This is a genomic window from Mesorhizobium sp. WSM4836, assembly GCF_055811815.1.
Genome location: NZ_JBVVQF010000014.1, coordinates 94,274 through 116,923, shown reverse-complemented (window position 1 = coordinate 116,923; position 22,650 = coordinate 94,274). Strand labels below are relative to the sequence as shown.

The window sequence follows — 22,650 nt, the reverse complement described above, 5'->3', positions numbered from 1 at the left end:
TAGTTTCGACGGAAATCGTTCAGCTAGCTGCCGCCGACCGTTTGAAAACGATCGTCACCTTCGTCCCTTTGTTAGCGCTGGACTCGACAGTTAACTGCGCCTTCGCGTTCTCGGTCAGCGATCGCGCGATCAGCGCTCCGAGCTTGCCTGGCTTGGGCCACATCTCGCCTTCCGGCAGGCCGATTCCGTCGTCCGCCACTATAACCCGACAGCCGTCGCCATCGACGATGCTGTGCAGCGTTATCGTGCCGCCATCGCGGCCCCGGAACGCATGCTTAAGTGAATTGGTCAGCAATTCGTTCACGACCAGCCCCGCCGGCATGGCGACGTTTATTGACACTGGATATGTATCCACCTTCATATCCAGCCGGATCCCCTCGACTGCATGCGAGCTCATCACCGCGGACGCGATCTGGCTGAGATACACACCAAGGTCGACCTCCTCCTTCGGCTCGTCGGCCGTTAGCGTCTGGTAGAGGATCGCCAAAGCGTCGACGCGACCGGCGAGCCGCTCAAACCGTCTCCGGTCGGCCTCGGTAGCGTTGCGGCTTTCCAGCCGGATGAGTGCGGTTATCATCTGCAGGTTGTTCTTCACCCTGTGCTGCAGTTCGCGCAGCAGTGTGTCTTTCTCGCTGACCCGTTCCTCGGCCGAGCGCTGATCTCCCGCCTCGCCGTGAGCCGATACGTCGACCAGGGCCACCAGTCGGAAGCAAACCTTGCCGTTGTCGTCCTCTATCTCGTTGGAATAAACGTCGACGATCGCGGGTTTGTCCTCGCCGCGTTCCAGCCTGAAGGTGCCGACCAGATCGGTTCCCTCGACCACGGCCTCGGCTAGCGGCCTGTCCTTTTGCTGATGGAGGCCCGTGCCTAAAAGGGCCGCCCAGTTTTCTCGGGCGAGCCTGGCGGCTGTCAGGCCTGACAGCTTCTCGAATTCCGGATTGGCGTAGACCACGCGCTCCTTGCCGGCAAGGTCCGAAACGGCTATGGCGATCGGCACCTGGTCGAGGAATTTCTTGAACTGTTCGCTTTCGAGTGCTGTTGCAAGGTCAGGTGTGTCAAGCAACTGCTCGACCGCCGCAGCCTTCTCTGAATCCGATGTCATTTGCGCGCCTGTTCTGTACGGATAGTATCAAAAATGCGGCGTGCCGGCCACCGCCAAAGCCGGAGCTGCATTTCACGCGTCACGTCATGCGACAACAAGCCTTGCGTCACGTAACGGCGGCACCTCCTACATTGCGACCGGCCGAAGCAGAGCGGCAAGGGCCGGCTGCAATCCTCGTGCCCTGGAACGTTCAGGCGGGCACTGGCTGCGTTGCCCATTAAAGTTCTGGTAACTCTCCTAAGTCCGGAGCCAAATGTTACTGGCTCCTTTTGTCCTCCAAAGGTAGCCTGACGTCGAAGCGAGGCGCGAGACAAACGAGACAAAGGAGAAAGGACCACAATGGCCAGCGTACTGAACGCCAAGGGTGTTCCACTCGCCTACAGCGGATCCTCAGTGAAGTGGTATTCGGCGACGAATTCCGGCCCCACACTTTATGGCAGCATCTATAACGACTCGATGTACGCCGACGGCGGCGTCACCGTCACAATGTATGGCGGTAAGGGCGATGATATCTATTATTTGTATTCCTCCAAAAATAGGGCGTTCGAGCTGCCCAACGAGGGTATCGACACCATCTCGACCTGGATGAGCTACAAGCTCCCGGCCAATTTCGAGAACCTGACGGTGACCGGCGACAAACATTTTGCTTTCGGAAACGAGCTAAACAACATCATTACCGGCGGCTCCGGCCAACAGACGCTCGACGGCTTGCGGGGCGACGACGTTCTCAAGGGCGGGTCCGGGGCCGACATTTTCGTCGTGACCCCCGGCAATGGCAGTGACCTGATCCTCGACTTTGGCGCCGACGACACCGCGCGCGTCGGAAGCTACGGCTTCACCTCCTTTGAGGAAGTGCACGCCAGCATGGTGCAGACGGGAGCGAACGTCCGACTCAATCTGTCCGATAGCGAGTTTCTCGTTTTCGCTAATAAGACGATCGACCAGTTCACCCCAGGCCAGTTCGACCTGGCCGTGGACAGGTCGCATCTGGAACTCACTTTTTCGGACGAGTTCAACACGCTGGACCTGTGGAATGGATCGAGCGGCACCTGGGATTCGAACTTCTGGTGGGGCGCCGCGAACGGCAGTTCGCTCACGAGCAACAAGGAGCTTCAATGGTATATCGACACCAACTACGCTCCGACGCGTTCCGTTAATCCGTTCAGCGTTGAGGACGGTGTTCTCACGATTACCGCCGCCCAGGCTCCCGCGGCGGTCCAGCCCTACATAGACAATTACAAATACACGTCAGGTTTGCTGACGACCTATGAATCCTTCGCGCAGACCTACGGCTATTTCGAAATCCGGGCTGACATGCCCGAAAAACAAGGTGTATGGCCGGCCTTCTGGCTTCTCCCGGCGGATGGCTCCTGGCCACCGGAACTGGATGTCGTGGAGATGCTCGGCCAGGATCCAAACAAGCTCATTATGACAAGCCACTCGAACGAGACGGGAACTCATACGATGGTGTCCTCGACGGCCTTTGCCGCGGATACGGGAGGGTTCCACACTTACGGGGTGCTGTGGACGGAAGACGAACTCGTCTGGTATTTCGACGACGTCGAAGTTGCCCGTGCCGCAACGCCTTCCGACATGCACGACCCAATGTATATGCTGGTTGATCTGGCGGTCGGTGGCCTCGCGGGAGCGCCCGCCGACGGGCTTGCGACACCTGCGGAAATGCAGATCGACTACATCCACGCCTACGCGCTGAACGATTGGCATATCTAGCCGCAACATCTGACGACGGCGGTATGCAGACGTTGTCATCGAGCCTGATTTTGGGCACGATCCTTGCGCCGGGGACCGAACTGGAACCGATGTGAAGGCGATGTCGCATTCCCATTCGTCCGAGCCGCCGCGAACAACGCTCGCTGCGGTTTTGGCTTCTTTCCGCCGCGCGATCGCTGGAATTGCCCTGATGAGCGGTGTCGTCAATGTTCTGGCGCTGACGGGCTCGTTCTTCATGCTGCAGGTCTATGATCGGGTCATACCCGGCCGCAGTGTGCCGACACTTGTCGGGCTTGCCGTATTTGCCGGCATGCTGTTCATTTTCCAAGGCGTTCTCGAGCTTATCCGGTCGCGGCTGCTAGTGCGCATCGGCATGGCTTTGGACGCGCGATTGAGCGGGCAAGTCTATACCGCCCTTATGCGTTTGCCGTTGCGCACCAAGCTCCCGGGCGACGGCCTTCAGTCGTTGCGGGATCTTGACCAAGTGCGTTCGTTTCTGTCGAGCACTGGTCCGACTGCGCTTTTCGACCTGCCCTGGATGCCGCTGTATCTGGCAATTTGCTTCCTGTTCCATTTCTGGATCGGCATGACGGCGCTGGCAGGCGCCATCGTTCTCGCCAGCCTCACCCTGCTTACCGAAGTTCGCACGAGGGAGCCTGCGAAAAGGGCAAACAGCCAGGCGGCGGCGCGCAATACGCTTGCGGAGGCGACGCGTCGCAATGCAGAGGCTCTGCAGGCGATGGGGTTTGGCGCGCGCATTGCCGAGCGCTGGGCAGGCGTCAACGCCGATTATCTCAACACCAACGCAACGGCCAGCGACCTGGCTGGCACGCTCGGGACGATCTCGAAGATCCTGCGCATGATGCTGCAATCGGGCATACTGGCGATCGGCGCCTATCTGGTCATTCATCAGCAAGCAACAGCCGGCATCATGATCGCCAGTTCGATTATGATGAGCCGGGCGCTCGCACCGGTCGAACTGGCGATCGCCCATTGGAAGGGTCTTGTCGGCGCTCGCCAGGCATGGACCCGGCTGACTCAGCTTCTAGCCCTGCTTCCTGAAACCACAACAAGTGTCTCGCTGTCGGCGCCGATATCTACTCTTGCCGTCGAAAGCATCAGCGTCACGCCACCCGGCGAGCGTCGTGCGGTTGTGCAGGATGTCGGGTTCGCGCTGCAGAAAGGCGCCGGCCTTGGCATCGTCGGACCGAGCGCGTCTGGAAAATCGTCGCTTGTCCGAGCAATAGCCGGAATATGGCTCCCGATCCGTGGGACGGTCAGGCTCGATGGAGCAACGCTCGACCAGTGGTCGCCGGAGGAGCTGGGCAATCACGTCGGCTATCTGCCGCAGGATGTGCAATTGTTCGACGGCACCATCGCCGAGAACATCGCGCGCTTCGAACCTCAGCCCTCATCGGACAAGATACTGGCGGCTGCGCGAGCCGCCGGCGTTCACGATCTCGTGGTCCATTTGCCTGAAGGCTACGAAACGCGGATAGGCGAAGCCGGTTCGGCGCTTTCGGCGGGCCAGAGACAGCGAGTTGCGCTCGCACGAGCCCTCTACGGCGATCCGTTCCTCGTGATTCTGGACGAGCCCAATTCCAACCTCGATGCCGAAGGGGAGGCCGCGCTGGCGGCGGCAATTGAGGGCGTGCGGGCGCGAGGCGGTATTGCTGTGGTGGTTGCACATCGGCCGAGCGCGCTTGCAAGCCTGGATCAGGTGCTCGTCATGGCGAACGGCCGTGTCCAGGCGTTTGGCCCCAAGAATGAGGTTTTGGGCAAGGTAACCCGTTCAGGCGGCGTTCCCTTAAAGGTCGTCTCCGGCCCTGAGGAGGCGACACACTGATGACGCCACACGCGGCATCCGCGATCGACCGGACCATTCGACGCTATCTCTTCGGCGGTGTCGCGGTCTGCACGCTTCTGGTTGGTGGGGCCGGATGCCTGGCCGCGGTTACGGAGCTTTCCGGAGCCGTCATTGCTTCGGGAAAGCTGGTCGTCGATTCCAGCGTCAAGAAAGTTCAGCACCCGACTGGTGGCGTGGTCGGTCAGATCCTCGTTCGAGAAGGCGATGCGGTGAAGGCGGGCCAGGTTTTGATCCGTCTCGATGAAACCGTGACCCGGGCTGATTTAGCCATCGTCACCAAGAGCCTGGACGAATTCGAGGCCCGTTTGGCCCGCCTTGATGCCGAGCGCGATGGCACTGAAACCATCGCCTTTCCAGCTTCGCTGACCTCGCGGCAGGACGATCCTGAGGTTCGGCGCGCAATGGCCGGCGAGCAGTCCCTGTTCGAGTTTCGTCGCCAGGCACGCGCTGGCCAGAAGGCCCAGTTGAGAGAGCGCATTGCTCAGCTCAGCGAAGAAGTTTCCGGCTTGACCGAGCAAAGGGATGCCAAAAGTCAGGAAATCAAGCTGATCGGGCTTGAGCTCGACGGCATGCGCAAACTCTGGGAACGCAAGCTGGTTTCAATCGATCGCATAACGACGCTTGAGCGTGATGCGGTCCGGCTTGAAGGCGAACATGGCAAGCTGACTGCGGCAATTGCGCAATCGAAGGGCCATACATCCGAAATCCGTTTGCAGATCATTCAGATCGACCAGGATTTGCGCAGCGAGGTGGCCACCGAACTCCGTGACGTCCAGGCAAAGCTCGCCGAGTTGGTCGAGCAAAAGGTCTCTGCCGAAGATCAACTCAGGCGAATCGATATACGCAGCCCGCAAACTGGCATCGTCCATCAGCTTGGCGTGCATACGGTCGGCGGCGTTATATCTGCCGGAGAGCTCATCATGCAGATTGTCCCTGTGACAGACGACCTGACCGTCGAAGCGCGCGTGGCACCGCAGGATATCGATCAGCTGACACCAAGGCAGAGCGCAACCTTGCGGCTTTCGGCCTTCAACCAGCGGATAACGCCTGAGCTAAACGGTGTGGTCACTGAGATCTCCCCCGATCTCAGCATCGATGAACGAAGCGGCACGAGTTTCTATACCGTGCGGGTCACACTGCCGCACACAGAGCTTACACGGCTGAAAGGTCTGACCTTGGCGCCCGGCATGCCTGTCGAGGTGTTCTTCTCGACCGGCAGCCGGACAATGCTGTCCTACCTCGTGAAACCTTTGGAAGATCAAATCCAGCGGGCATTCAGGGAAGAGTGAGTTCGCGCGCCGGCCTCGGCCATACGTGCCGGCACTCTCGACCGCATGACCCATGCGGAGCTGAAAGAGCAACGCATCGCTCCTGCGGAAGTTCAGGCTGCGGCAAGTCCATCGGTCGCATATGTTGAGACGACTATTGCCGATGCGCCAGTGTCGAACCCGTCATGGCAATCGGTGTGACAGGAAGCGCTCGCTTATGGGCTGTGCTGGAATGGGCGTGAAGTATGCGCCTGCGCGCCGCTTCGTTGATCTCCCGGCCTTCTAGGAAGTCGTCAATCTGATCGTATGTGAGACCATATGCATCTTCGTCAGGCCGAAGCGGGACGAGGTTCTCCAGGTCGGCGGTCGGGATCTTGTCAACAAGTTCAGGCGGAGCGCCGAGATGCGCTGCCAAGGCGCGAACCCTGCGTTTGTTCAACCCGGAAAGAGGAAGAATGTCGGCGGCACCGTCACCGAACTTCGTGAAGAAACCCATCAAGGCCTCAGCCGCATGGTCGGTGCCGATGACCAGCCCGCGCGCGGCGCCGGCGAGCGCAAACTCGGCGATCATGCGTTGACGCGCCTTGATGTTGCCAAGCAAGAAATCCTCGCGGCCGGCATCGCCGAGCTCGACCCCGGCCAGCCTGATCGAATCCAGCATCGCGTCGGCAGCAGGCTTGATGTCGACCCGGTGCACTTCATCCGCCGCAATGGCGTCCAAGGCCCGCTGCGCATCATGCTCGTCTGCCTGGGTGCCGTACGGGAGACGAACGGCCAGGAATCTGGCGTCATACCCTGTCGTTCGCACTTCCTCGACGGCGCGTTGAGCCAGAAGGGCGGCGGCGAGTGAATCCACTCCGCCGCTGATCCCCAGCACATAGGTGCTTAAACCCGATGCACGCAGGTAGGTGCTGAGAAAGTCCATGCGCCGGCGCGCTTCCAGCGCGACGTCGAAGCTCGCAGTGACGCCCAACGCTTCGATAATCATTTCCTGTTCCGTCATGCGCAGAGGTGCTCCCGAAGTCACAACATTCCATTCAATCGCGCGGCCACAAGGTCGGCGGTGGTCACTGTCTCGACCTGCAAGCCGCAGCGGCTCTCATGGATCGTCAGCATGCATAGTGAGTCGAGTCAGATCCGGAACATACCGCATCTGCGGCGATGACCACTGGCTTAGACCGAGTGCTACCATCACAGAGGCGAGCACGCGGACCTCCGTTTCCGCGCCCGACACGATGAGTGAATCAATTCCCGCACACTGCAGCCGAGCATGCAGTCACCCGTGCAAGCGGACATACTGTTTGTCCCCAGCAAAGCGGGCGGCACGAACCGCGCCAGCTCCAGGACAAGATCCATCAGGTGAGGACCAAGCCGATCGCGGGCCATCGTCTCCCGCCTTTGGTTCATGTCGGGAATTCCGATCAACCATCTGTACTCCTATCGTTCAATTGAGCTCGATCCAGGCCGGCACATGGTCGCTTGGCTTGTCCCACCCGCGAAGCTCGACATCCACACCGGCATTGCGAAGCCGGTCGGACACGGAGGGACTTACCAGGAGATGGTCCATCCGCAGACCGGAACTCCGATCGTAACCGCCACGGTAGGAGAAATTCCAATAGGTGTAGATGCCCTTCTCCGGATGGATGCGGCGCACGGCATCTATCCAGCCAGCTTGGAGCATTTTGGCGTAGGCTTGCCGACTCTCCGGGAAATAGACCGCATCGCCCAGCCATCGGCTCGGCACCACGGCGTCGATCGGGGTTGGAACGACGTTAAAGTCGCCGCAGAGAACGCTTGGCAGCCGGGCCTGGAGCAAACGCTGGCCGTAGCTGATGAGACGATCGAACCAGCGCAGCTTGTAGTCGAACTTTGGACCAGGCGCTGGATTGCCATTGGGCAGGTAAAGACAGCCCACGACGATCCGATCCACCTCGGCCTCGATATAGCGACTGTGGGTATCGTCTGGATCCCCGGGCAGGCCGCGTCGACGTTCCACCGGCTCGATTCCGCGAGCGAGGATTGCAACACCGTTGTAGGATTTCTGGCCATGCCAGATCGCGCCGTAACCCGCCTCCCTGATCGCTTCGGCAGGAAACTTGTCATCCGACGTCTTCAATTCCTGCAGGCACACGATGTCGCAGTAGCTTTCGCCCAACCACTTCAGGAGCACAGGCAGTCGGCCGTTGACGCCGTTCACATTAAAGGTGGCGATGCGGGTCACGTGCATGCCCTCTCATGACTGCTGGCGGCGGTCGGCGCAGGGGCAACGTGGCCTATGCCCAAGCGCTGAATCTCGAGCTCTTGATTTCGCCCACTTCGCCGGCGGCCTGTGCGGCTGAGGCTCACTTCCTGCCCAGCATGTCTTTGACCTTCTTGCGACCGTTGCCGAGCAATCTCACCGCCGACTTGAGGTCAGCTTTATCGCGCCGGTTTTGCTCGCCTCATACTTCATTTCATGGTCCTGCCCACCAGCGACCCTTGCCCGGTCCTGGTTGCGCCCACGCGTTGTGCCGGTGCTAGCCATTTCTATCTCCAACAATTGCCATTCCAGTATTCCAGTCACCAGACAACGTTGCCGGACTCTTCCGGTTCAATTCCCCGACGCGCGTGGCATGGAGCCAGCTCCCAGGCAGGGCATCGAATGGCCCATGTATTCGGATTCGGCATGTCGCTACCGCGGGCCGGGCCTAGCGGTCCGAAGCCTGGGAGGCTATTTCGACATGGATGATCTTGCGCAGGACAGCCGTGCTCATCTCGCTCAACACGTCAGGCTCCGCTCGTTATTTACGCTCGCCCACGGCGCCGCATCGCTTGTCGACGTGTAGCAAAGACCTTCGTGGGGGAGGTCGACGCATCCCAAAAGGCCCACCATCTCGCAATTGGCGACGTGACCTTTCCAACTGGAGACTGAACATCAGAGATTTTCGTCCCGGAACTCCCAGGCCGGACGACCGTTTCGCCTCATGTAAAACAATGGAGGATATGTCATGGACTGGAATCGGGTCGAAGGAAACTGGAAGCAGGTCAAGGGTAAGATCAAGGAACAGTGGGGCAAACTTACCGATGACGATCTTGATCGCATCGCTGGCAATCGCGATCAGCTCGAAGGCAAGATCCAGGAACGCTACGGTATCGAAAAGGACCGCGTTCGGCAGGATATTAACGACTGGTATGATCGGCAAGTCTGGTAGGATCGCTTTAGGCTGTCATTTATACAACAAGAGGCGCTTTTTACTCAACGGCGCTCATTGGTGCGCTGGCGCACTTGCAATGCCATGGCCAGCTCGTGTTGAGACAGTCAGGGGTCTGACCCACGGCGCCTCGCACGACGGCAATCGGCGTATCGGGTTTCGCTGTCAGTGGTCCCAGAGATCCAAACGGATATCCCTTGGTTAAGTCACCCTCACCTGCTTTGGACAGGCCTGAGGACGAGTGGCAGGACGATGGATTGCCTGGCGGTCTTGGCAGAGGCAGGGGCCGTAACTGCGCTCGAACTGTGGGGTGCGGTAGCGGCTTCGTTTTCGGCGGACGGACCATCGCCCACACTGGCGCCTGTGCTTGTGTCACCAACGTTGCCGCTGGCACTAACGCCTGCGTCCACTGATCCGTCATCTGCACCGACCGAAGCTCCAATATTTGCTCCGCCTACGCCGTCGACGCTCGTGCCCGTCCCCACAGATACGCCTTACACACGGGAATAGGACAGCGCTATCGCCGATGTACAGCTGTCAGCCGCTCGCGTCAGCCGAATAACCTGCTGTTGCCTTATTTAATCGAGCAGGCCGAGCAGGCTGCCGACATCGAGCGCCTCCCAATCTTGTCTGGAGCCGATGAAAGCGAAGCATGCCGGCTTGATATTTGCAACGAATGAGGTTTGTTGGCGGAATAACGAACTATTGCCTGATTGGCATAATGCCCATCCCGTTCAACGCGCGCATTAGACAAGAGGATAGCTCGATGACCGTTTCTCCCGACCAAAGCGACCAGGCCGATCTCGTATCAATTACTGCCGACATCGTTTCCGCTTACGTTTCCAACAATCCACTGCCATCCAGTGAGTTGTCGAAGCTGATCGGGGACACCTACGTCGCTTTGCAAGCGATCGGCACAGCTGTGGCTCCGGCCGCACTCAAGCTGGAACCGGCGGTGTCAATCAAGAAATCAGTGTCACCTGATTTCATCATCTGCCTGGAAGACGGGAAGAAGTTCAAATCCCTCAAGAGGCACATCGGAGTCCATTACAATCTGACGCCCGACGCGTACCGCCAGAAATGGAGCCTGCCGTCCGACTATCCGATGGTGGCACCGAATTATGCGGCCGCTCGCTCGGCCCTGGCAAAATCGATAGGCCTGGGGCGCAAGGCGGCGGCGCCAGTAACAGCTGCGGCGGAAAAACCAAAACGAGCCGCTCGCACGGCGGCAGCGAGGGCAACAACAGCAATCAAGTCTACGCCAAAAAAGGCTCGCAAGGTGTCCGTCAAGGCATAGCCTGCCGCACCTGAGAGAGGATTTCAGGGGACGAACCTCCGTCTTGGGAGGGTTTATAAGCCGAGCACTCGGCAACGCAACGGGCCAGATTTGCGAGAATTACCCTCGGTGTTGGTCTCGACCTGGCTCGCAGGGAGAGACCGTGAAGGGGAGCTTCGCTCTGCGGTAGCGGTCTAGACATGGGAATTGCGGCGAGCATCCTTGCGACTATCAGCTCTGAGCATTTCGATACCTGTTCAGGCCCACTGGACTGCCTTCCAGAAGCGAAGGGGTCAAGGCATGTCGCCTCGCCGGGCATCTTTGCAACCGCGACGATCACTCCGGCACGCCGGAGATGCACAGCGCCTCGACGTAACGCTCAGCGAACACCTCGTCCAGCCAGGGGTTGATCTGTCTCTGCAGGGTGAGCGTGTAGGTCGGGAACGCCTCCATCAGCCGCCGCGCCGCCGCCTGCGCCTCGTCCAGCCGGTTGAGTTTGACCAGCGCCATGATCACCACCCGGTGCGAGGAGCCGTAGTTCGGCATCTCGTGCAGCGCGCGCTCTCCCCATGCCAGCGCTTCCTCGTAGCGCTCGAGCATCAGGTAGCTCATCCCGATGCCGGAGAGCGCGATGCCCTTCTCGGGGTCGACCGGGCTCAGCCGCATTGCCCTGTGAAAGTGCTCGATGGCGACGAGCGGGCGGCTGGAATGTGCGTTCACCCAGCCGCTGCCCGTATGGCCCTGCGCCGAATTGGGGTTGAGCAGCAGGGACCGCTCGATCGTGAGCAGCGCCATCTCGTAGTCCTTCGCGCTGTAGGCGATCACCTGCGCGGCGAAGCGTAGGCTTGTGGGGTCATCGCGCGCTTCCGCCAGTACTTCTCGCGCCATGCGCGCGGCGACACGGATATCGTCGGGCTCGTGCCAGCACTGGCTCACGGACAGGCTGCGGATATAGGCGCCGAGTGCCTTCGCCAAGGTGAAGCCAGGGTCGATGCTGAGCGCCTCGTTGGTGAGCCGGCGCACGTCGGCAAAGCCTTCGCGCGTCATGCTGTAGAAGCGCGGCAGTGCGCGAAGGTAGAGGTCGTAAGCGCTGATGTACTCGGTCGGCTTCATACGCGCCTGCTTGATCTCCTCCAGCCGGATGCTCGGTTCGACTGCGCCGACGACGCTCTCGGTCACCTTGTCCTGCAGGTCGAAGATGTCGCTCACGTCGCCCTCGAAGCGGTTGGTCCAGACATGATGTCCGCTGATCGCGTCCACCAACTGCCCACTGATGCGCACCCGCGATCCTGCTCTGCGGATACTGCCTTCGAGCACGTAGCGGACGCCCAGCTCACGCCCGACCTGGCGCAGGTCCACCGCCCGGCCCTTGTAGGTGAAGGACGAGTTGCGGGCGATTACGAAGAAGGAGTTGACCCGGCTCAATCCCGTGATGATGTCCTCCACCAGCCCGTCCGCGAAGTATTCCTGGTCGGGGTCGCCGCTCATGTTGGTGAAAGGCAGAACCGCGATCGAGGGTTTCTCGGGCAAGGGAGGCGGTGCAGCCACCGAGGCGCCGGCGTCGATCTCGACGCGGTAGGCGCGAACGGGCCGCTCGATGTTCTTGAGGCGCAGGTTGCCCAGCGGCGTGAAGCCGCAATCGAGCTTGCCCTGAAGGTGATCGTAGGCGGTGCCCGAGACGACCACGGTGCCGGGATCGGCGATGCTTTCGAGGCGGGCGGCGATGTTGACGCCGTCGCCGTAGAGGTCGCCGTCCTCCTCGCAGACCACGTCGCCGAGATTGACGCCGATGCGCAAGCGAATCCGCTCTTCCTCGGGCTTCTCCGCCTCGTGTTCTGCCAGGGCTTGCTGGATCGCCATCGCCGAGGTCACCGCGTTAACGACGCTCGCGAACTCGCACAGCATCCCGTCGCCGGTGAGCTTGACAATCCGACCCTGGTGCTCAGTGACCAGCGGTTCGAGGAGGTCCTTGCGGTACATCTTCAGCCGCTCGAGCGTGCCGCGCTCGTCGCGCTCCGTCAGGCGCGAATACCCGACCACGTCGCAAGCCATGATCGCTGCGAGGTGGCGCTGCGTGGTCTCTGCACCGCTCAGCCAAGCGCCTGCACGCGGGCCGCCCCGTGTCCATGTCCTGCCAACTTCCAGACGCCCCATGTGCATGGTATCCATCTCTCCCAGTCGCCGCCCGTCGCCGATACAGAACGGAGAACGCAGCTCGACCTTGCCTTCACGAGACTTCGCTATCCCGCTTGCGAGGCGTGAACCGTTCCAGTCGCCGCGCTAACAGCCAACCGACGACACGCCCACGCAGACTCTGGGGATGCTGACACGCCACTCCCAGAAGGCCGGAGATATTTCCTGCCCTGTGTAACCGGTTGACGCCACCGTGGCGGTGCTTTTGTCACCGCGATGTAACGAGCGAGATGCGCTACGAGCGCGCGCATCAGGCATTACACCAGACGTTCACGCTTGGAGGTGCTGAGGTCGGCAGGTGGCGCGAGCTCGACCTTCAGCATGGTCAGCTGCAATGTCTGCTTTCGGGCGGAGGCAAAACCGCCTCTGCGGCCGACATTGAAACGCAAAACTGGCGTTCACTTCGTGATAGATGTAAGCCGGCTTCGATTCAGAACCGACCTCGGCCAAGGCTACCTTTGAGCCGAGACGACCTTAGTTGAATGTGATTGGGCAAACAGGCCGACTTCCTCAGTAGGCTATTGTCAAGCCGCTTGGGTTTTCATGTGTTCGCCGCTCACCATTTTGGTCACAGCGGAGAAATCGAGCTTGCCTGAGCCGAGGACAGGCACTTTCGCAACGACGCGCACCTCGGCCGGTACCATCAGGTCCATGGCGCCATTGGCCTTGGCGAAGAGCAGGAATTCGGCACGCGTGGCGTTGGCAGCCTCGGTGATGAGGATCAGCTTTTCGCCCTTGCGTGAATCCGGTACGGCGGCGACCGCCGAGAGCGAGCCTTTCCACAATTCGCCCGCCAACACCTCGACGGCGGCCAGCGAGATCATCTCGCCACCGATCTTGGCAAAGCGCTTGGCGCGGCCTCGAATGGTGATGAAGCCGACGTCGTCGACGGCGACGACGTCGCCGGTGTCATGCCACCCGTCTTCGAGCGGCTCGAGCACGCCCGGCTTCTCGGTGCGCAGATAGCCTGCCATGACATTGGGCCCGCGCACGAAAAGCCGTCCGCCATCCTCGACGCCAGGCACCGGGTCCAGGCGATACTCCATACCCGGCATGATTTTGCCGACACTGCCGGAGCGGTTGTACATCGGCGTGTTGATGGAGATCACGGGTGCGGTTTCGGTCACGCCATAGCCTTCGAGGATGCGCAGGCCAAACTTTTCCATATAGGTCGCGCGCGTCGAAGCCTTGACCGGTTCCGCGCCGGCAAAGCAATAGCGCACTGAGCGGAAATCGTAAGGGTGTGCGGTGCGGGCATAGCCGGCAAGAAACGTATCGGTGCCGAAGATGATCGTTGCGTTCGAGGCGTAGACCAACTCCGGCACGATCCGGTAGTGCAACGGCGAGGGATAAAAATAGACCGGCACGCCCGAGATGAGCGGCAGCACCGTGCCCGCCGTCATGCCGAAGGAATGGAAGATCGGCAGCACATTGAAGACCTTGTCGCCCGAATGGAAGTCGATCCGCGAAGCGGCCTGCGCGGCATTGGCGAGGATGTTGCGGTGGGTTAGCACCACGCCCTTGGGCGTGCCTTCGGACCCCGACGTGAACAGGATCACCGCTGGATCTTCGGGCTTGCGGGCGACCCGGGGTGCGCTTTTGCGCAAAAGGCCGAGCAGCTTATCCTTGAGGCCAATGGTGGCCCGCAGATCATCAAGCCACACAATATCGACCGAGCGGCCGAGTTCCTCGACCACGGAGCCAAGTTTCGCTTGTTCGACAAAGGCGCGCGAGGTCAGCACGGTGCGCACCTCGGCGGCCTTGCAAGCGCAGAGGATGTTGGCCGCACCCGCGGTGAAGTTCATCATCGCCGGAACCTTGCCGGCCGACATGACGCCGAGCAGCGTCGCACAGGCGCCGTTGGCGTTGGGCAGCATGATGCCAAGCGTCTGCTGGCCGGCATAGAGGTTCTTGAATTTGTCGCCAAGCACGGCAGCCGCTGTCAGCAGCTTGCCGTAGCTCAGCGAACCGGTAACCGGGTCCTGCACGGCGAGCTGCTTCATGCCGCGTTCGTTCGCCGTCTGGATGATCTTCTCTAACACAGTCTTGTCGATGTCCTGGGTGCGGAAGACGAGATCGGACATGACCTGGTAGAGGGCAGCACCCGCCGCGGCGCGGCGCTTCCGGCCCTTCAGATCCTGCAGTACTTCAAGTTTGACGGGCTCCAGAATGGTCACCTTGACCTTCGGGAACAGCCGGCGGCGCACGTGCAGGGAGCTCAGCCGCGAAAAATAGCTCTTCTCCAGCCCGTCGATGCGCACGGGGACGACCAGCGAGCCGGTCTTTTCGGCCACCATGGCGGCACCGTCATAGACCTTCATCAGGCCGCCGGTCACGGTGATCCGGCCTTCGGGGAAGATGACCAGCGGATCGCCGCCTTGCACGACCTTGATAAGCGTGCGGGTCGACATCGGCTTGGCCGGATTGAGCGGCAGGGCGCGGGCGAGCTTCATAAACGGCTTCATCCACCAGGCTTGGGCGATGGTGTAGTCGATGGCAAACACCGGCTCCTCATCCGTCAGCGTCAAAGCCAGCGGGCCGTCGAGGAAACTGACATGGTTGAGCGCCAGGATGGGTGCGGGGCCGGCCGCCTTGAGGTTTTCCAGCCCCTCCACCTCCAGACGATGGAAGGCTCGGAACAGAATGGAAACGAAGTCGCGGAAGGCGTTGGTTGGCAGATATCTCAGCATCAGCCAGGCGGCGACCACGTTGAGTGCGGCGAGGCCGAACAGGATACCTCCAGTGGAGACGCCCCCTGCTTGAATCGCGGCGACGAGTATGCCGCCCATCGTCATGAAGCCTGCATTGACGATGCTCACGGCGGCGACGACGCGAGCGCGGCTGGCTTCGGGTGCCCAGGCTTGTACGGCGGCGAAGGTCGGTACGACAAGAAACGCGCTGGCAATCGCCATGCCGGCAAGGTCGATCGCAACATGGACCGTGTTTGGTCCCGCGAAGAATGTTGCGAGCGTTTCGGCCCTGAGCGAAGGCTGCATGCTCCAGATGGTCCAGGCCAGGTCCAAGCCGAATAGTGCCATCAACGCCGTGCCAACCGGGGCCGGCAAGAGCACGATGCGGCCCTGCGACATCCATGCGGCTATGGCGGAGCCAATGGCGATTGAGACGGCGAACACCGCTAGATAGACTGTGACGGCTATCTCTCCGCCGCCGAGCGAATCCTTGACCAACGTAGGCAGGATCGAAAGGACAATCGCCCCGATCAGCCAGAACCACGACGTCATCAGTCCGGCGCGCCAGATCCGCTTGTCGGCACGCAAGCCGTTGACCTGTCGCCACGTCGAGCGAAAGACGTTTTTGTCTATAACGAGGTCGGGTGCAGCAGAACCGGTTGACGGAATGTATCGGCTGACAAACCAGCAACTGATGGCGAGGGCCATCATGATCGGCCCGAAGACCGAGACGCCTATGCCATCGGCCGAGACAACGCCTCCGGCGATAGTGCCGCCCAGGATGGCGGCGAAGGTTGCCGATTCGATCCAGGCATTGGCGCGGGGCAATTCCTTGCGCTCGAGATGATCCGGCAGGATGCCGTACTTGATCGGTGCGAACAGTGCCGAGATGATGCCGAACATGAGCAACGCGATCATCAGCACCGGGATCGACGAAAGCGCAATCCCAACGACAGCGACAGCCGCAGCGGCGATCTCGGTGAATTTCAACCGACGGGCGATGAGCGCCTTGTCGAACCGGTCGGCGATCTCGCCACCAAGGGCAGACAGGAGCAGAAAGGGAGCCATGAAGACGGCACCCGCCAAGGTGACCAGTGATGCCGCCTTGTCCGCCGCCAGGGTGAACAGAATAAGGAAAACCAGCGTGTTCTTGAGGAAATTGTCGTTGAAGGCGGACAGGAACTGCGTCCAGAACAGAGGCGCAAAACGGCGTGAAGTCATCAGATGACTGTTCGTATGGTTGTTCGTGACGATTTCCATAGCGGCGACTTCCATTGGGCAGACCGTTGAAGATCCTGGTCGGATCGATCAGCGGTCTTGCGCGGTTTGAACCTTTTTGTAGTGGGAACCCGATTACGCTTCGTTACTAAGCTCACATTGATTAGCAGCTTTTCAGTGTTGCCGGTTGATGAAGCGGCTGCCTCTTCCGCGTCTCGCGGTGTCTTGGTGATGGTTCAAGGTTTCCACGAGCCTGGTCGCGGCCATCGGGCAGAACCCCCTTGGCGGCAATTGCTTGCCCTATGAATCCAAAAGCGGCGATAGCGAAAGTGGCGTGATCAATGTTGCAGGCGCTTGAACCCTTGGGAGCGTAGCTGTTGGAGGTCATCGATATTGCCTTTTGGTTTCAGGTCTAGGTTGGGCCGGCGTTGGTCTGTTTCAGGTTCGATACAATCAAGCCGGCCTTCGACAGTCTTTCGCAGCCGGTCGAGTGTTGCTCCGCAGCGGCGCCCTGCAGAGGGGATCGCCAGCCATGTCGAGGCGCAAAGCCGTCGTTGAAATTTGATGGGACGAAGCTGGCCTATGGACCGAGAGCGGACTGGTCCCTTCGAACTCCGCATCTTCAACAGCGGCATTCAGGTCGAAGTGGGCAGCTACTCGCGGCGGCTAAGCGCCCAACACAACTAGCAGCCAAACATCGGTGAGGCAGCTAGCAGACGGCACTTGCGCCATGGACTGGGCAAATCGTGAATGGCAAACAGGCCAGCGTGGGCTGGCCCCTGTTGACATCGGGTACCGCGGTCCGAACCAGGTGGTGAGAGCTTCGAAGAGCCCCTCCTCCGTCCCCCGCCCGACCCAGGCAAGATAGCTATCGGCACGGATCTGCACGGCGGACGGAAACCGATCCGATCACCGGCAACTCCCAGATCCCCTCGTTGCTCGCATCGATGGTCCGGACATGATCGGCCCAACGTTCGGCTTTGACGGCGCCGGGCGCCCGAGGTTAAGCAGAACCGGCCGAGTGTCGAGCAGTTGCATATAGACACGCACCGGGCTCACTTGCGGTTGCAACCTCAATGTCGAGGATCCGGCGGCCGAGGAGCGGATGGCCGTCTCCAAGCTTGTAGCGATGGTCGAGACCCGACATTCGGCCGGCGGTGACAGGCCACGGCTCAGCTCGCTGACGATCGCGCTCAGCGCCTTGGTGCGGTCGCCAGTCGCTAGCCCTTGAGGTCGTGGTGACGGAGGCAATCATCCCCCAGTTCGGCGATGATGACCCCCTGCGGCCGGACGAGCTCTTTCTGTTTGGCGGCCGCAACGACCACGCAAGCCGCGAACGCATCGCCGCTTTCCATGCGGCCAAAAAGGCACTGTTGGGCGCCGACCCTGATGACGGAGTACAGTCCTCCGGCTATTCGCCTGACATAACACGGCGTGCCTTCGAGGCGTTTTGCCAACGCCATGGCAAGCTGCCGCGCGCGTTGTTCATCAATTCGTCAATCAATATGGAGGGTCTGCTGCGTTTCATGGCGGGCCGGCCCGCGGAGATGTTTAGCGAGCTTGTCGTCGGTTGCTACGACTATGACCCATTCGCCTCTTTTCTGCCCTTCCCTGTAATCATGGTGCGGCCGAATTTTGAGGCGATGATTGCGATGGCGTTCGAACTGATCAATGAACCGCCGACGGCCCCGCAGATTTTCCTGATTGCGCCGGAATTGATCCAACCCAGGTCGGCTCTGAAAGGGCCGTTGGACCCGTTGAAGGACATTGCTTGAGGCGCCCCGAGAACCGGCCTTCAGCCGGAGTCGATCCCGCCGGGCAGGGCTCCGGGAACTGGTCCTGTCCCTTGGCACTGGCAACCTGATTTCGGGCCAGTCCAACTGGCGGTTGCTAGACGTGTGACAACTCATGCGCCTAAGTTTGCTTAGGGCCCGCGCGCACCTGGCAAGCCCGCCCACCCTAGTCCCCGCTTACAATTTGGCGTCGCGAAGTGTTCCCGCGTGAAGAAGGCGAAGGACCGTGAACATGCGCGCAGTCATCATTGGCGCGGGGATCGCCGGACTTGCAGTTGCCAAGAGACTTCGACTCCTCGGATGGGAGACCGAGATTTACGAGCAGGCGAGCGAACTAAAGCCTCTGGGTGCGGGCCTCAGTCTTAGCGCTAATGCGCTTCGTGCCCTTCGTACGCTCGGCCTCTACGGAACGGTTGTTGCGGAGGCGCAGCCGATACACAGACTCGATCTTCTCGACGACGAAGGACAAGTCTTTCAATCGACAGATTTTCAGCGCTTCAGCCAGCGATATGGTCACCTCAGAGGTGCGGCTCCTCACCCAGACAGGAACCGCGCGACCGATGATCGAAGTGAGCGGCCGTGGCTCGAAGTAGCGGCCGTCAAAGCTGTCGGCCACGTCCCGATTCATCAGAAAGACTTCGCCGCTGGCGATCACGCGGCAGCCCCGCCAGACGGGCAGCGGCCGGGCGCGACTGTCACGCTGGCGCGCATGTGCAAGGGTCACGCCGTGGGCGATAATAGCGGTGCCCTGGCGGCAGACTTCCGTGCCTTTGAGTGCCAGCACGCGGTTCAGAAGCGGCACGCCGTTCGGCAGGTATTGACGCTCAGCCAGAAAGGCTGGCGAACGGTTCGGATGGCACGATCACGGCGATGTCAGCAAAGTCGGTTCTGCCGGCGGGCTCGACGCGATACAACTCGACGGGGACGCTTGCAGACGCGTTCCAGATGAAGCTCGGGCGATGGTCGATCCACGCCGGAGCGACGGCGAGGACCGCGCCACCCAGCATCGAGGCCTTGCGTCGGCGGTGCCAAGCCGGCCTCAACAGGGGTGAGGCAGCGCATAAGCTCAAGCGCGCGGTGTTCTTCCACGAGCGCGGAGAAATCCGCGATCGTCATTCGAGAGCCAGGCATTCCGCGCTTCTATCTTGACCGCGCAGCCACGCACCTGCGCATGGCGGGTCGGACTATCCCGAATGACCTGCTCAAACGTCTCGCCGCTGGCACGAGCTCTTCTCCAGTGGGATAGAAGAGATTAGCCGAAGCATCGAAAGTTTCGACCGGAACAATTAACCGCCTGGAGCCGCTTCCGGGGCCGGTACGAGACAAACCAAGTTACTGTCGAAGCTCTTCGCCACGCACTTGAAGCAGCGTGCGTCGAATTCATCCCGGAGAATGGAGGAGGTCCAGGCGTGCGGCTGCCCGTCGGCTGGATTCCAACTGAGTATTGCGGGCGCGATCGGCTCGTCTCCAAGTAGAAAAACGAATGGCTTGGAAGCGACCGTTGTGGAGGCTGAGTCCGGAGCTGCGCCGGCGTGACGCGGGTCTGTCCTATCTATTGGAGACCTGGGAAACAGGATCGTACCACGCGGCTTCCATGGGTAGGGTGGGTTGAAGCCCGGCGTCCGCCAGCGCAGTTTCGATTTCAGCAGCGAGGTGCGCATCGAGATTGCCGCCGCTCAGTTCAAGCAGCACGCCGCTGCCGTACTGCGGATTGATGTTCAATATGCGACCGATAGCTGCGGCCGCTTCTTCGCGGCGTCCGAGCCGCACAAGAGCGATGGCCCTGCACACAAACCCGTAGCTGACATGAGGGGATCGGATCTGCCTCGCTTCGGCAAGGGCGTTCTCGAAGCGACCATGCGCAAAGTGGTACAGGGAGATTGCGACGCGGCCCGAGTCTGCCGGAGACGGTTCTTGTTCCAGAGCCTGTGAGAGCAGGGACATACCCCGATCCCAATCGCCGAGCAGCGACCAGTGCAAGCCGAGGTCGGCCGCCACCTCGGTGGCGTTCGGATTAAGTATCAGCGCGGTTTGCAGTGCCTCTAGGCTTGGCTCCACATCCTGCAGGAACCAATGCGCCAGGCCTTGGGCGTGATGGGCGCGGCTGGAGCTCGGGGCGAGATCAACTGCCCTCCGGGCAAATTCGGCCGCTTGCCTGCGCAGTCTGGCAAACGGTTCACCATGCGCAAAACCGAATCGATGCCCGTCGGTATAGATTTGTGAAAGGCAGGCGAGCGCCTCCGAATGGCTGGGGTCCGACATGATGAGTCGTTCGAGGTGCTCGCGAATTGCCGGGAAAAGATCGCGACTATATGAGCGCCGATATGTGTAGAATCTGGTGAGGCACTCATATCCCGACAGATCTGCAGCCCTCTCATCTCCATCCAGCCCATATCCATTGACGAAGATCACCCCGAAGGGCTGAGCCAAAGCACGCACAATGCAGTCCGCTACGCTGTCGCGGGCCCTGAGAATGCCCCGTGGCTGCAACTCGTGTTCGAAGGTCTGTCCCCAGATGACCCTGCCCGTGCCCGCGTCGACCAGAATAGCCTTCACGTTGAGAACGTCAGCGAAGACGGCGGTGCTGCCCGACAACACAAAATCAATCCGCGCACTGTCTTGTTGTGGCTGCCTGCTCGGCTTCGAGTTGTCTTCGACCACGGCGGTGGGGCCGATGACGCAAAGCTCTGGAAATCGGCTCAGTCCAACCAGGAGTTGGCGTGTAAACCCTTTGCTGTAGTTGAGAAAGATGGACGAGCCGCCTTCGGCGTCGAATGGCATGACGAGGATCGACGATCCGGGACGACGTAAAGTCTTCGCGCGAGCGCGCGCGGGTAGCGAATATGGCTCGGCTTGGACCGCGAGGGCTTGCTGGAACTCCGGCACATATCCGCCCTTCGGCATTGTGAGCATCCACTTGCTCCTACGCTCCTTCATATAGAACCGTTCCAGCGACAGGCGCAGTCGCCTGGCTTCCATGCGCACGACGGGATCGAGCTGAGGATCGAAATTGGTGTCTCGACCGAAAACGACGGTGGCGATACTGTAGGCCTTGATGCGCTCCGCTCTGCCGGCGAGGGTCTCGTTGACTACGTATTCAAGGAATCGCCGGTTGCGTTCCGAAGCTTCGAAGTGAGCCGACCCCAGTATGCAGCGCAGTTCCGCACGGGCTTCCTCGGCCGAACATTGCCCGGAGTCGCTGACCTCGGCGATGGTGCCCACCGTGGGTTCCGCAGACGGAATTGCCATCAGTCGCACTTTGGCTGCGTTCATCATGCTGGCCCCTCGATGGCTTGCCTGAACTATTCTGAATCAATTCGAAACTGGTTAGGCGTGAACTTCAACGTGTGGTTTAAATGAATGAAAAAATTGCAGTGCGATCACAATCTGACTCTACCTACCCCACAACTATGGCTTCGCTCGACGTTGACTTTCCAGCCAATTTTTATCAGACTATTGGATTGAGGCGATCTCCTCTATTGGCCGTGTGTGCCTTGTACCCAAGGACAATGTACTCAAGGAATAAATGAATTTTGGGTAGAAGGCCTCCATTGTCCGTCGTCTGTGCGGTCGTCGAGGTGCGCCCCATTCGCGCGGGACTGAAACGCCATACGGCAGCGTCTCGATCGTTTCGGCTGCCCACCCCGCCAGGGTGCAATGATGAGCCAGGTGATCCATATCGTCGACGACGACGCGCCGTTCCGCGCCGCGACGGGGCGGCTGCTGCGGCTGAGTGGTTACTCGGTCGCCGAATACGCATCGGCGGAGGAGTTCCTTGATCACATTCGCCGCGGTGGCGAACCTGGCTGCGTCTTGCTGGACATAAGCCTGCCTGGGCTGAGCGGGCCGGACCTGCAGGCGCGGCTGGCTAAACTCGGGTCCCTGTTTTCGATCATCTTCCTCACTGGGCACGGGGACGTGCCAATGACCGTGCGAGCGATGAGGGCGGGCGCGGAAGACGTCCTGACGAAGCCCGTCTCCCAGCAAGTGCTGATTGACAGCATCGGCCGCGCATTGGCTCACTACGAAACGGAGCACGCGCGCCAAGAATGGCTGAGGGATGCGCGATTCCTGCTCGAGACGTTGACACCGCGGGAGCGCGAGGTCTTTGAGTTCGTTGTCCGCGGCAAGATGAACAAGCAGACGGCCCACGCGCTCGGCATCACCGAGCGGACGATCAAAGCCCACCGGCAGCGTATTTTCGACAAACTCGGCGCCCGTACGGTCGCTGACGTCGTCTCATTGGCGGAGCGGTTGGGTGTCTTGGCCGATCCACTCGCCCCGGACAGTTCGCGCGCAGAGAGCGGACGTCCGCTTTAAT

At 60.7% G+C, this 22,650-nt stretch carries 14 protein-coding genes and 3 pseudogenes; 9 read left to right on the top strand and 8 right to left on the bottom strand.

From position 1 onward, the window contains the following. Nucleotides 1-19 precede the first annotated feature (19 nt). Nucleotides 20-1,102, bottom strand: coding sequence for a sensor histidine kinase (locus AC0L2P_RS17965; protein WP_473502645.1), 1,083 nt, complete (start codon nucleotides 1,100-1,102; stop codon nucleotides 20-22). A 339-nt stretch (nucleotides 1,103-1,441) separates the two neighbouring features. Here AC0L2P_RS17965 and eglC point away from each other — a divergent pair, with 339 nt between their 5' ends. From eglC to AC0L2P_RS17950, 3 genes are all read left to right on the top strand, one after another. Continuing rightward, on the top strand, nucleotides 1,442-2,833 hold the full coding sequence (gene eglC / locus AC0L2P_RS17960; RefSeq protein WP_473502644.1) for an endo-1,3-1,4-beta-glycanase EglC: 1,392 nt from the start codon (nucleotides 1,442-1,444) through the stop codon (nucleotides 2,831-2,833). Nucleotides 2,834-2,933: 100 nt separating this feature from the next. Then, entirely contained in the window at nucleotides 2,934-4,679 is a 1,746-nt protein-coding gene (locus AC0L2P_RS17955) for a type I secretion system permease/ATPase (protein ID WP_473502643.1), read from the top strand. Further along, nucleotides 4,679-5,989 (top strand): HlyD family type I secretion periplasmic adaptor subunit, encoded by a 1,311-nt coding sequence (locus AC0L2P_RS17950; protein ID WP_473502642.1) that lies wholly within the window; start codon nucleotides 4,679-4,681, stop codon nucleotides 5,987-5,989. Before AC0L2P_RS17955 ends, AC0L2P_RS17950 begins: the two co-directional genes overlap by 1 nt. Before the next feature lie 133 nt (nucleotides 5,990-6,122). On the opposite strand, the gene nadE is transcribed toward AC0L2P_RS17950, so the two are convergent. Both nadE and xth read right to left on the bottom strand, forming a co-directional pair. Beyond that, nucleotides 6,123-6,971 (bottom strand): ammonia-dependent NAD(+) synthetase, encoded by an 849-nt coding sequence (nadE, locus tag AC0L2P_RS17945; protein WP_473502641.1) that lies wholly within the window; start codon nucleotides 6,969-6,971, stop codon nucleotides 6,123-6,125. Between the two features lie 441 nt (nucleotides 6,972-7,412). After that, nucleotides 7,413-8,195 carry an exodeoxyribonuclease III gene (gene xth / locus AC0L2P_RS17940; RefSeq protein ID WP_473502640.1) on the bottom strand — a complete coding sequence of 261 codons (783 nt, stop codon included), beginning with the start codon at nucleotides 8,193-8,195 and terminating at the stop codon, nucleotides 7,413-7,415. Between the two features lie 760 nt (nucleotides 8,196-8,955). Here xth and AC0L2P_RS17935 point away from each other — a divergent pair. Further along, entirely contained in the window at nucleotides 8,956-9,159 is a 204-nt protein-coding gene (locus AC0L2P_RS17935) for a CsbD family protein (protein ID WP_473502639.1), read from the top strand. Nucleotides 9,160-9,925: 766 nt separating this feature from the next. Next, on the top strand, nucleotides 9,926-10,456 hold the full coding sequence (locus tag AC0L2P_RS17930; RefSeq protein WP_473502638.1) for a Ros/MucR family transcriptional regulator: 531 nt from the start codon (nucleotides 9,926-9,928) through the stop codon (nucleotides 10,454-10,456). Between the two features lie 315 nt (nucleotides 10,457-10,771). On the opposite strand, the gene AC0L2P_RS17925 is transcribed toward AC0L2P_RS17930, so the two are convergent. Together AC0L2P_RS17925 and AC0L2P_RS17920 are read right to left on the bottom strand one after the other, a co-directional pair. Then, nucleotides 10,772-12,604 (bottom strand): adenylate/guanylate cyclase domain-containing protein, encoded by a 1,833-nt coding sequence (locus AC0L2P_RS17925; protein ID WP_473502637.1) that lies wholly within the window; start codon nucleotides 12,602-12,604, stop codon nucleotides 10,772-10,774. Between the two features lie 548 nt (nucleotides 12,605-13,152). After that, nucleotides 13,153-16,578: an acyl-[ACP]--phospholipid O-acyltransferase gene (locus AC0L2P_RS17920; protein WP_473502636.1), complete on the bottom strand. Its 3,426-nt coding sequence runs from the start codon at nucleotides 16,576-16,578 to the stop codon at nucleotides 13,153-13,155. 1,193 nt (nucleotides 16,579-17,771) lie between these two features. On the opposite strand from AC0L2P_RS17920, the pseudogene AC0L2P_RS17915 reads away from it, so the two are divergent. Both AC0L2P_RS17915 and AC0L2P_RS17910 read left to right on the top strand, forming a co-directional pair. Next, nucleotides 17,772-18,311, top strand: a pseudogene (locus AC0L2P_RS17915) (type 1 periplasmic-binding domain-containing protein); the annotation flags it as partial. Nucleotides 18,312-18,561: 250 nt separating this feature from the next. Continuing rightward, nucleotides 18,562-18,738 (top strand): annotated as a pseudogene (locus tag AC0L2P_RS17910) (NAD(P)-binding protein); the annotation flags it as partial. Here the strand turns inward: AC0L2P_RS17910 and AC0L2P_RS17905 are convergent. Together AC0L2P_RS17905 and AC0L2P_RS17900 are read right to left on the bottom strand one after the other, a co-directional pair. Next, nucleotides 18,664-19,113, bottom strand: a complete 450-nt coding sequence (locus tag AC0L2P_RS17905; protein ID WP_473502705.1) for a S26 family signal peptidase — start codon at nucleotides 19,111-19,113, stop codon at nucleotides 18,664-18,666. The pseudogene AC0L2P_RS17910 and the gene AC0L2P_RS17905 sit on opposite strands and share 75 nt — an antisense overlap. A gap of 40 nt (nucleotides 19,114-19,153) precedes the next feature. Continuing rightward, a complete protein-coding gene (locus tag AC0L2P_RS17900; protein ID WP_473502710.1) occupies nucleotides 19,154-19,336 on the bottom strand; it encodes a hypothetical protein in 183 nt (60 codons plus the stop codon). Between the two features lie 7 nt (nucleotides 19,337-19,343). On the opposite strand from AC0L2P_RS17900, the pseudogene AC0L2P_RS17895 reads away from it, so the two are divergent. After that, nucleotides 19,344-19,471, top strand: a pseudogene (locus tag AC0L2P_RS17895) (Tn3 family transposase); the annotation flags it as partial. Between the two features lie 406 nt (nucleotides 19,472-19,877). Here the strand turns inward: AC0L2P_RS17895 and AC0L2P_RS17890 are convergent. After that, the gene (locus tag AC0L2P_RS17890; protein WP_473502635.1) at nucleotides 19,878-21,605 is read right to left on the bottom strand and encodes a tetratricopeptide repeat protein; all 1,728 of its coding nucleotides are present in this window, start codon (nucleotides 21,603-21,605) and stop codon (nucleotides 19,878-19,880) included. A gap of 384 nt (nucleotides 21,606-21,989) precedes the next feature. Between AC0L2P_RS17890 and AC0L2P_RS17885 the strand changes: the two genes are divergently transcribed. After that, nucleotides 21,990-22,649: a response regulator transcription factor gene (locus AC0L2P_RS17885; RefSeq protein ID WP_473502634.1), complete on the top strand. Its 660-nt coding sequence runs from the start codon at nucleotides 21,990-21,992 to the stop codon at nucleotides 22,647-22,649. Nucleotide 22,650 lies beyond the last annotated feature (1 nt).

Excerpts from the sequence above, each read along its gene's own strand:
- nadE (WP_473502641.1), bottom strand. The coding sequence starts at position 6,971 with ATGACGGAACAGGAAATGATTATCGAAGCGTTGGGCGTCACTGCGAGC.
- AC0L2P_RS17900 (WP_473502710.1), bottom strand. The coding sequence starts at position 19,336 with ATGCTGGGTGGCGCGGTCCTCGCCGTCGCTCCGGCGTGGATCGACCAT.
- eglC (WP_473502644.1), top strand. The coding sequence starts at position 1,442 with ATGGCCAGCGTACTGAACGCCAAGGGTGTTCCACTCGCCTACAGCGGA.
- AC0L2P_RS17965 (WP_473502645.1), bottom strand. The coding sequence starts at position 1,102 with ATGACATCGGATTCAGAGAAGGCTGCGGCGGTCGAGCAGTTGCTTGAC.
- AC0L2P_RS17955 (WP_473502643.1), top strand. The coding sequence starts at position 2,934 with ATGTCGCATTCCCATTCGTCCGAGCCGCCGCGAACAACGCTCGCTGCG.
- AC0L2P_RS17925 (WP_473502637.1), bottom strand. The coding sequence starts at position 12,604 with ATGGATACCATGCACATGGGGCGTCTGGAAGTTGGCAGGACATGGACA.
- AC0L2P_RS17930 (WP_473502638.1), top strand. The coding sequence starts at position 9,926 with ATGACCGTTTCTCCCGACCAAAGCGACCAGGCCGATCTCGTATCAATT.
- xth (WP_473502640.1), bottom strand. The coding sequence starts at position 8,195 with ATGCACGTGACCCGCATCGCCACCTTTAATGTGAACGGCGTCAACGGC.
- AC0L2P_RS17935 (WP_473502639.1), top strand. The coding sequence starts at position 8,956 with ATGGACTGGAATCGGGTCGAAGGAAACTGGAAGCAGGTCAAGGGTAAG.
- AC0L2P_RS17890 (WP_473502635.1), bottom strand. The coding sequence starts at position 21,605 with ATGATGAACGCAGCCAAAGTGCGACTGATGGCAATTCCGTCTGCGGAA.
- AC0L2P_RS17885 (WP_473502634.1), top strand. The coding sequence starts at position 21,990 with ATGAGCCAGGTGATCCATATCGTCGACGACGACGCGCCGTTCCGCGCC.
- AC0L2P_RS17920 (WP_473502636.1), bottom strand. The coding sequence starts at position 16,578 with ATGGAAATCGTCACGAACAACCATACGAACAGTCATCTGATGACTTCA.
- AC0L2P_RS17950 (WP_473502642.1), top strand. The coding sequence starts at position 4,679 with ATGACGCCACACGCGGCATCCGCGATCGACCGGACCATTCGACGCTAT.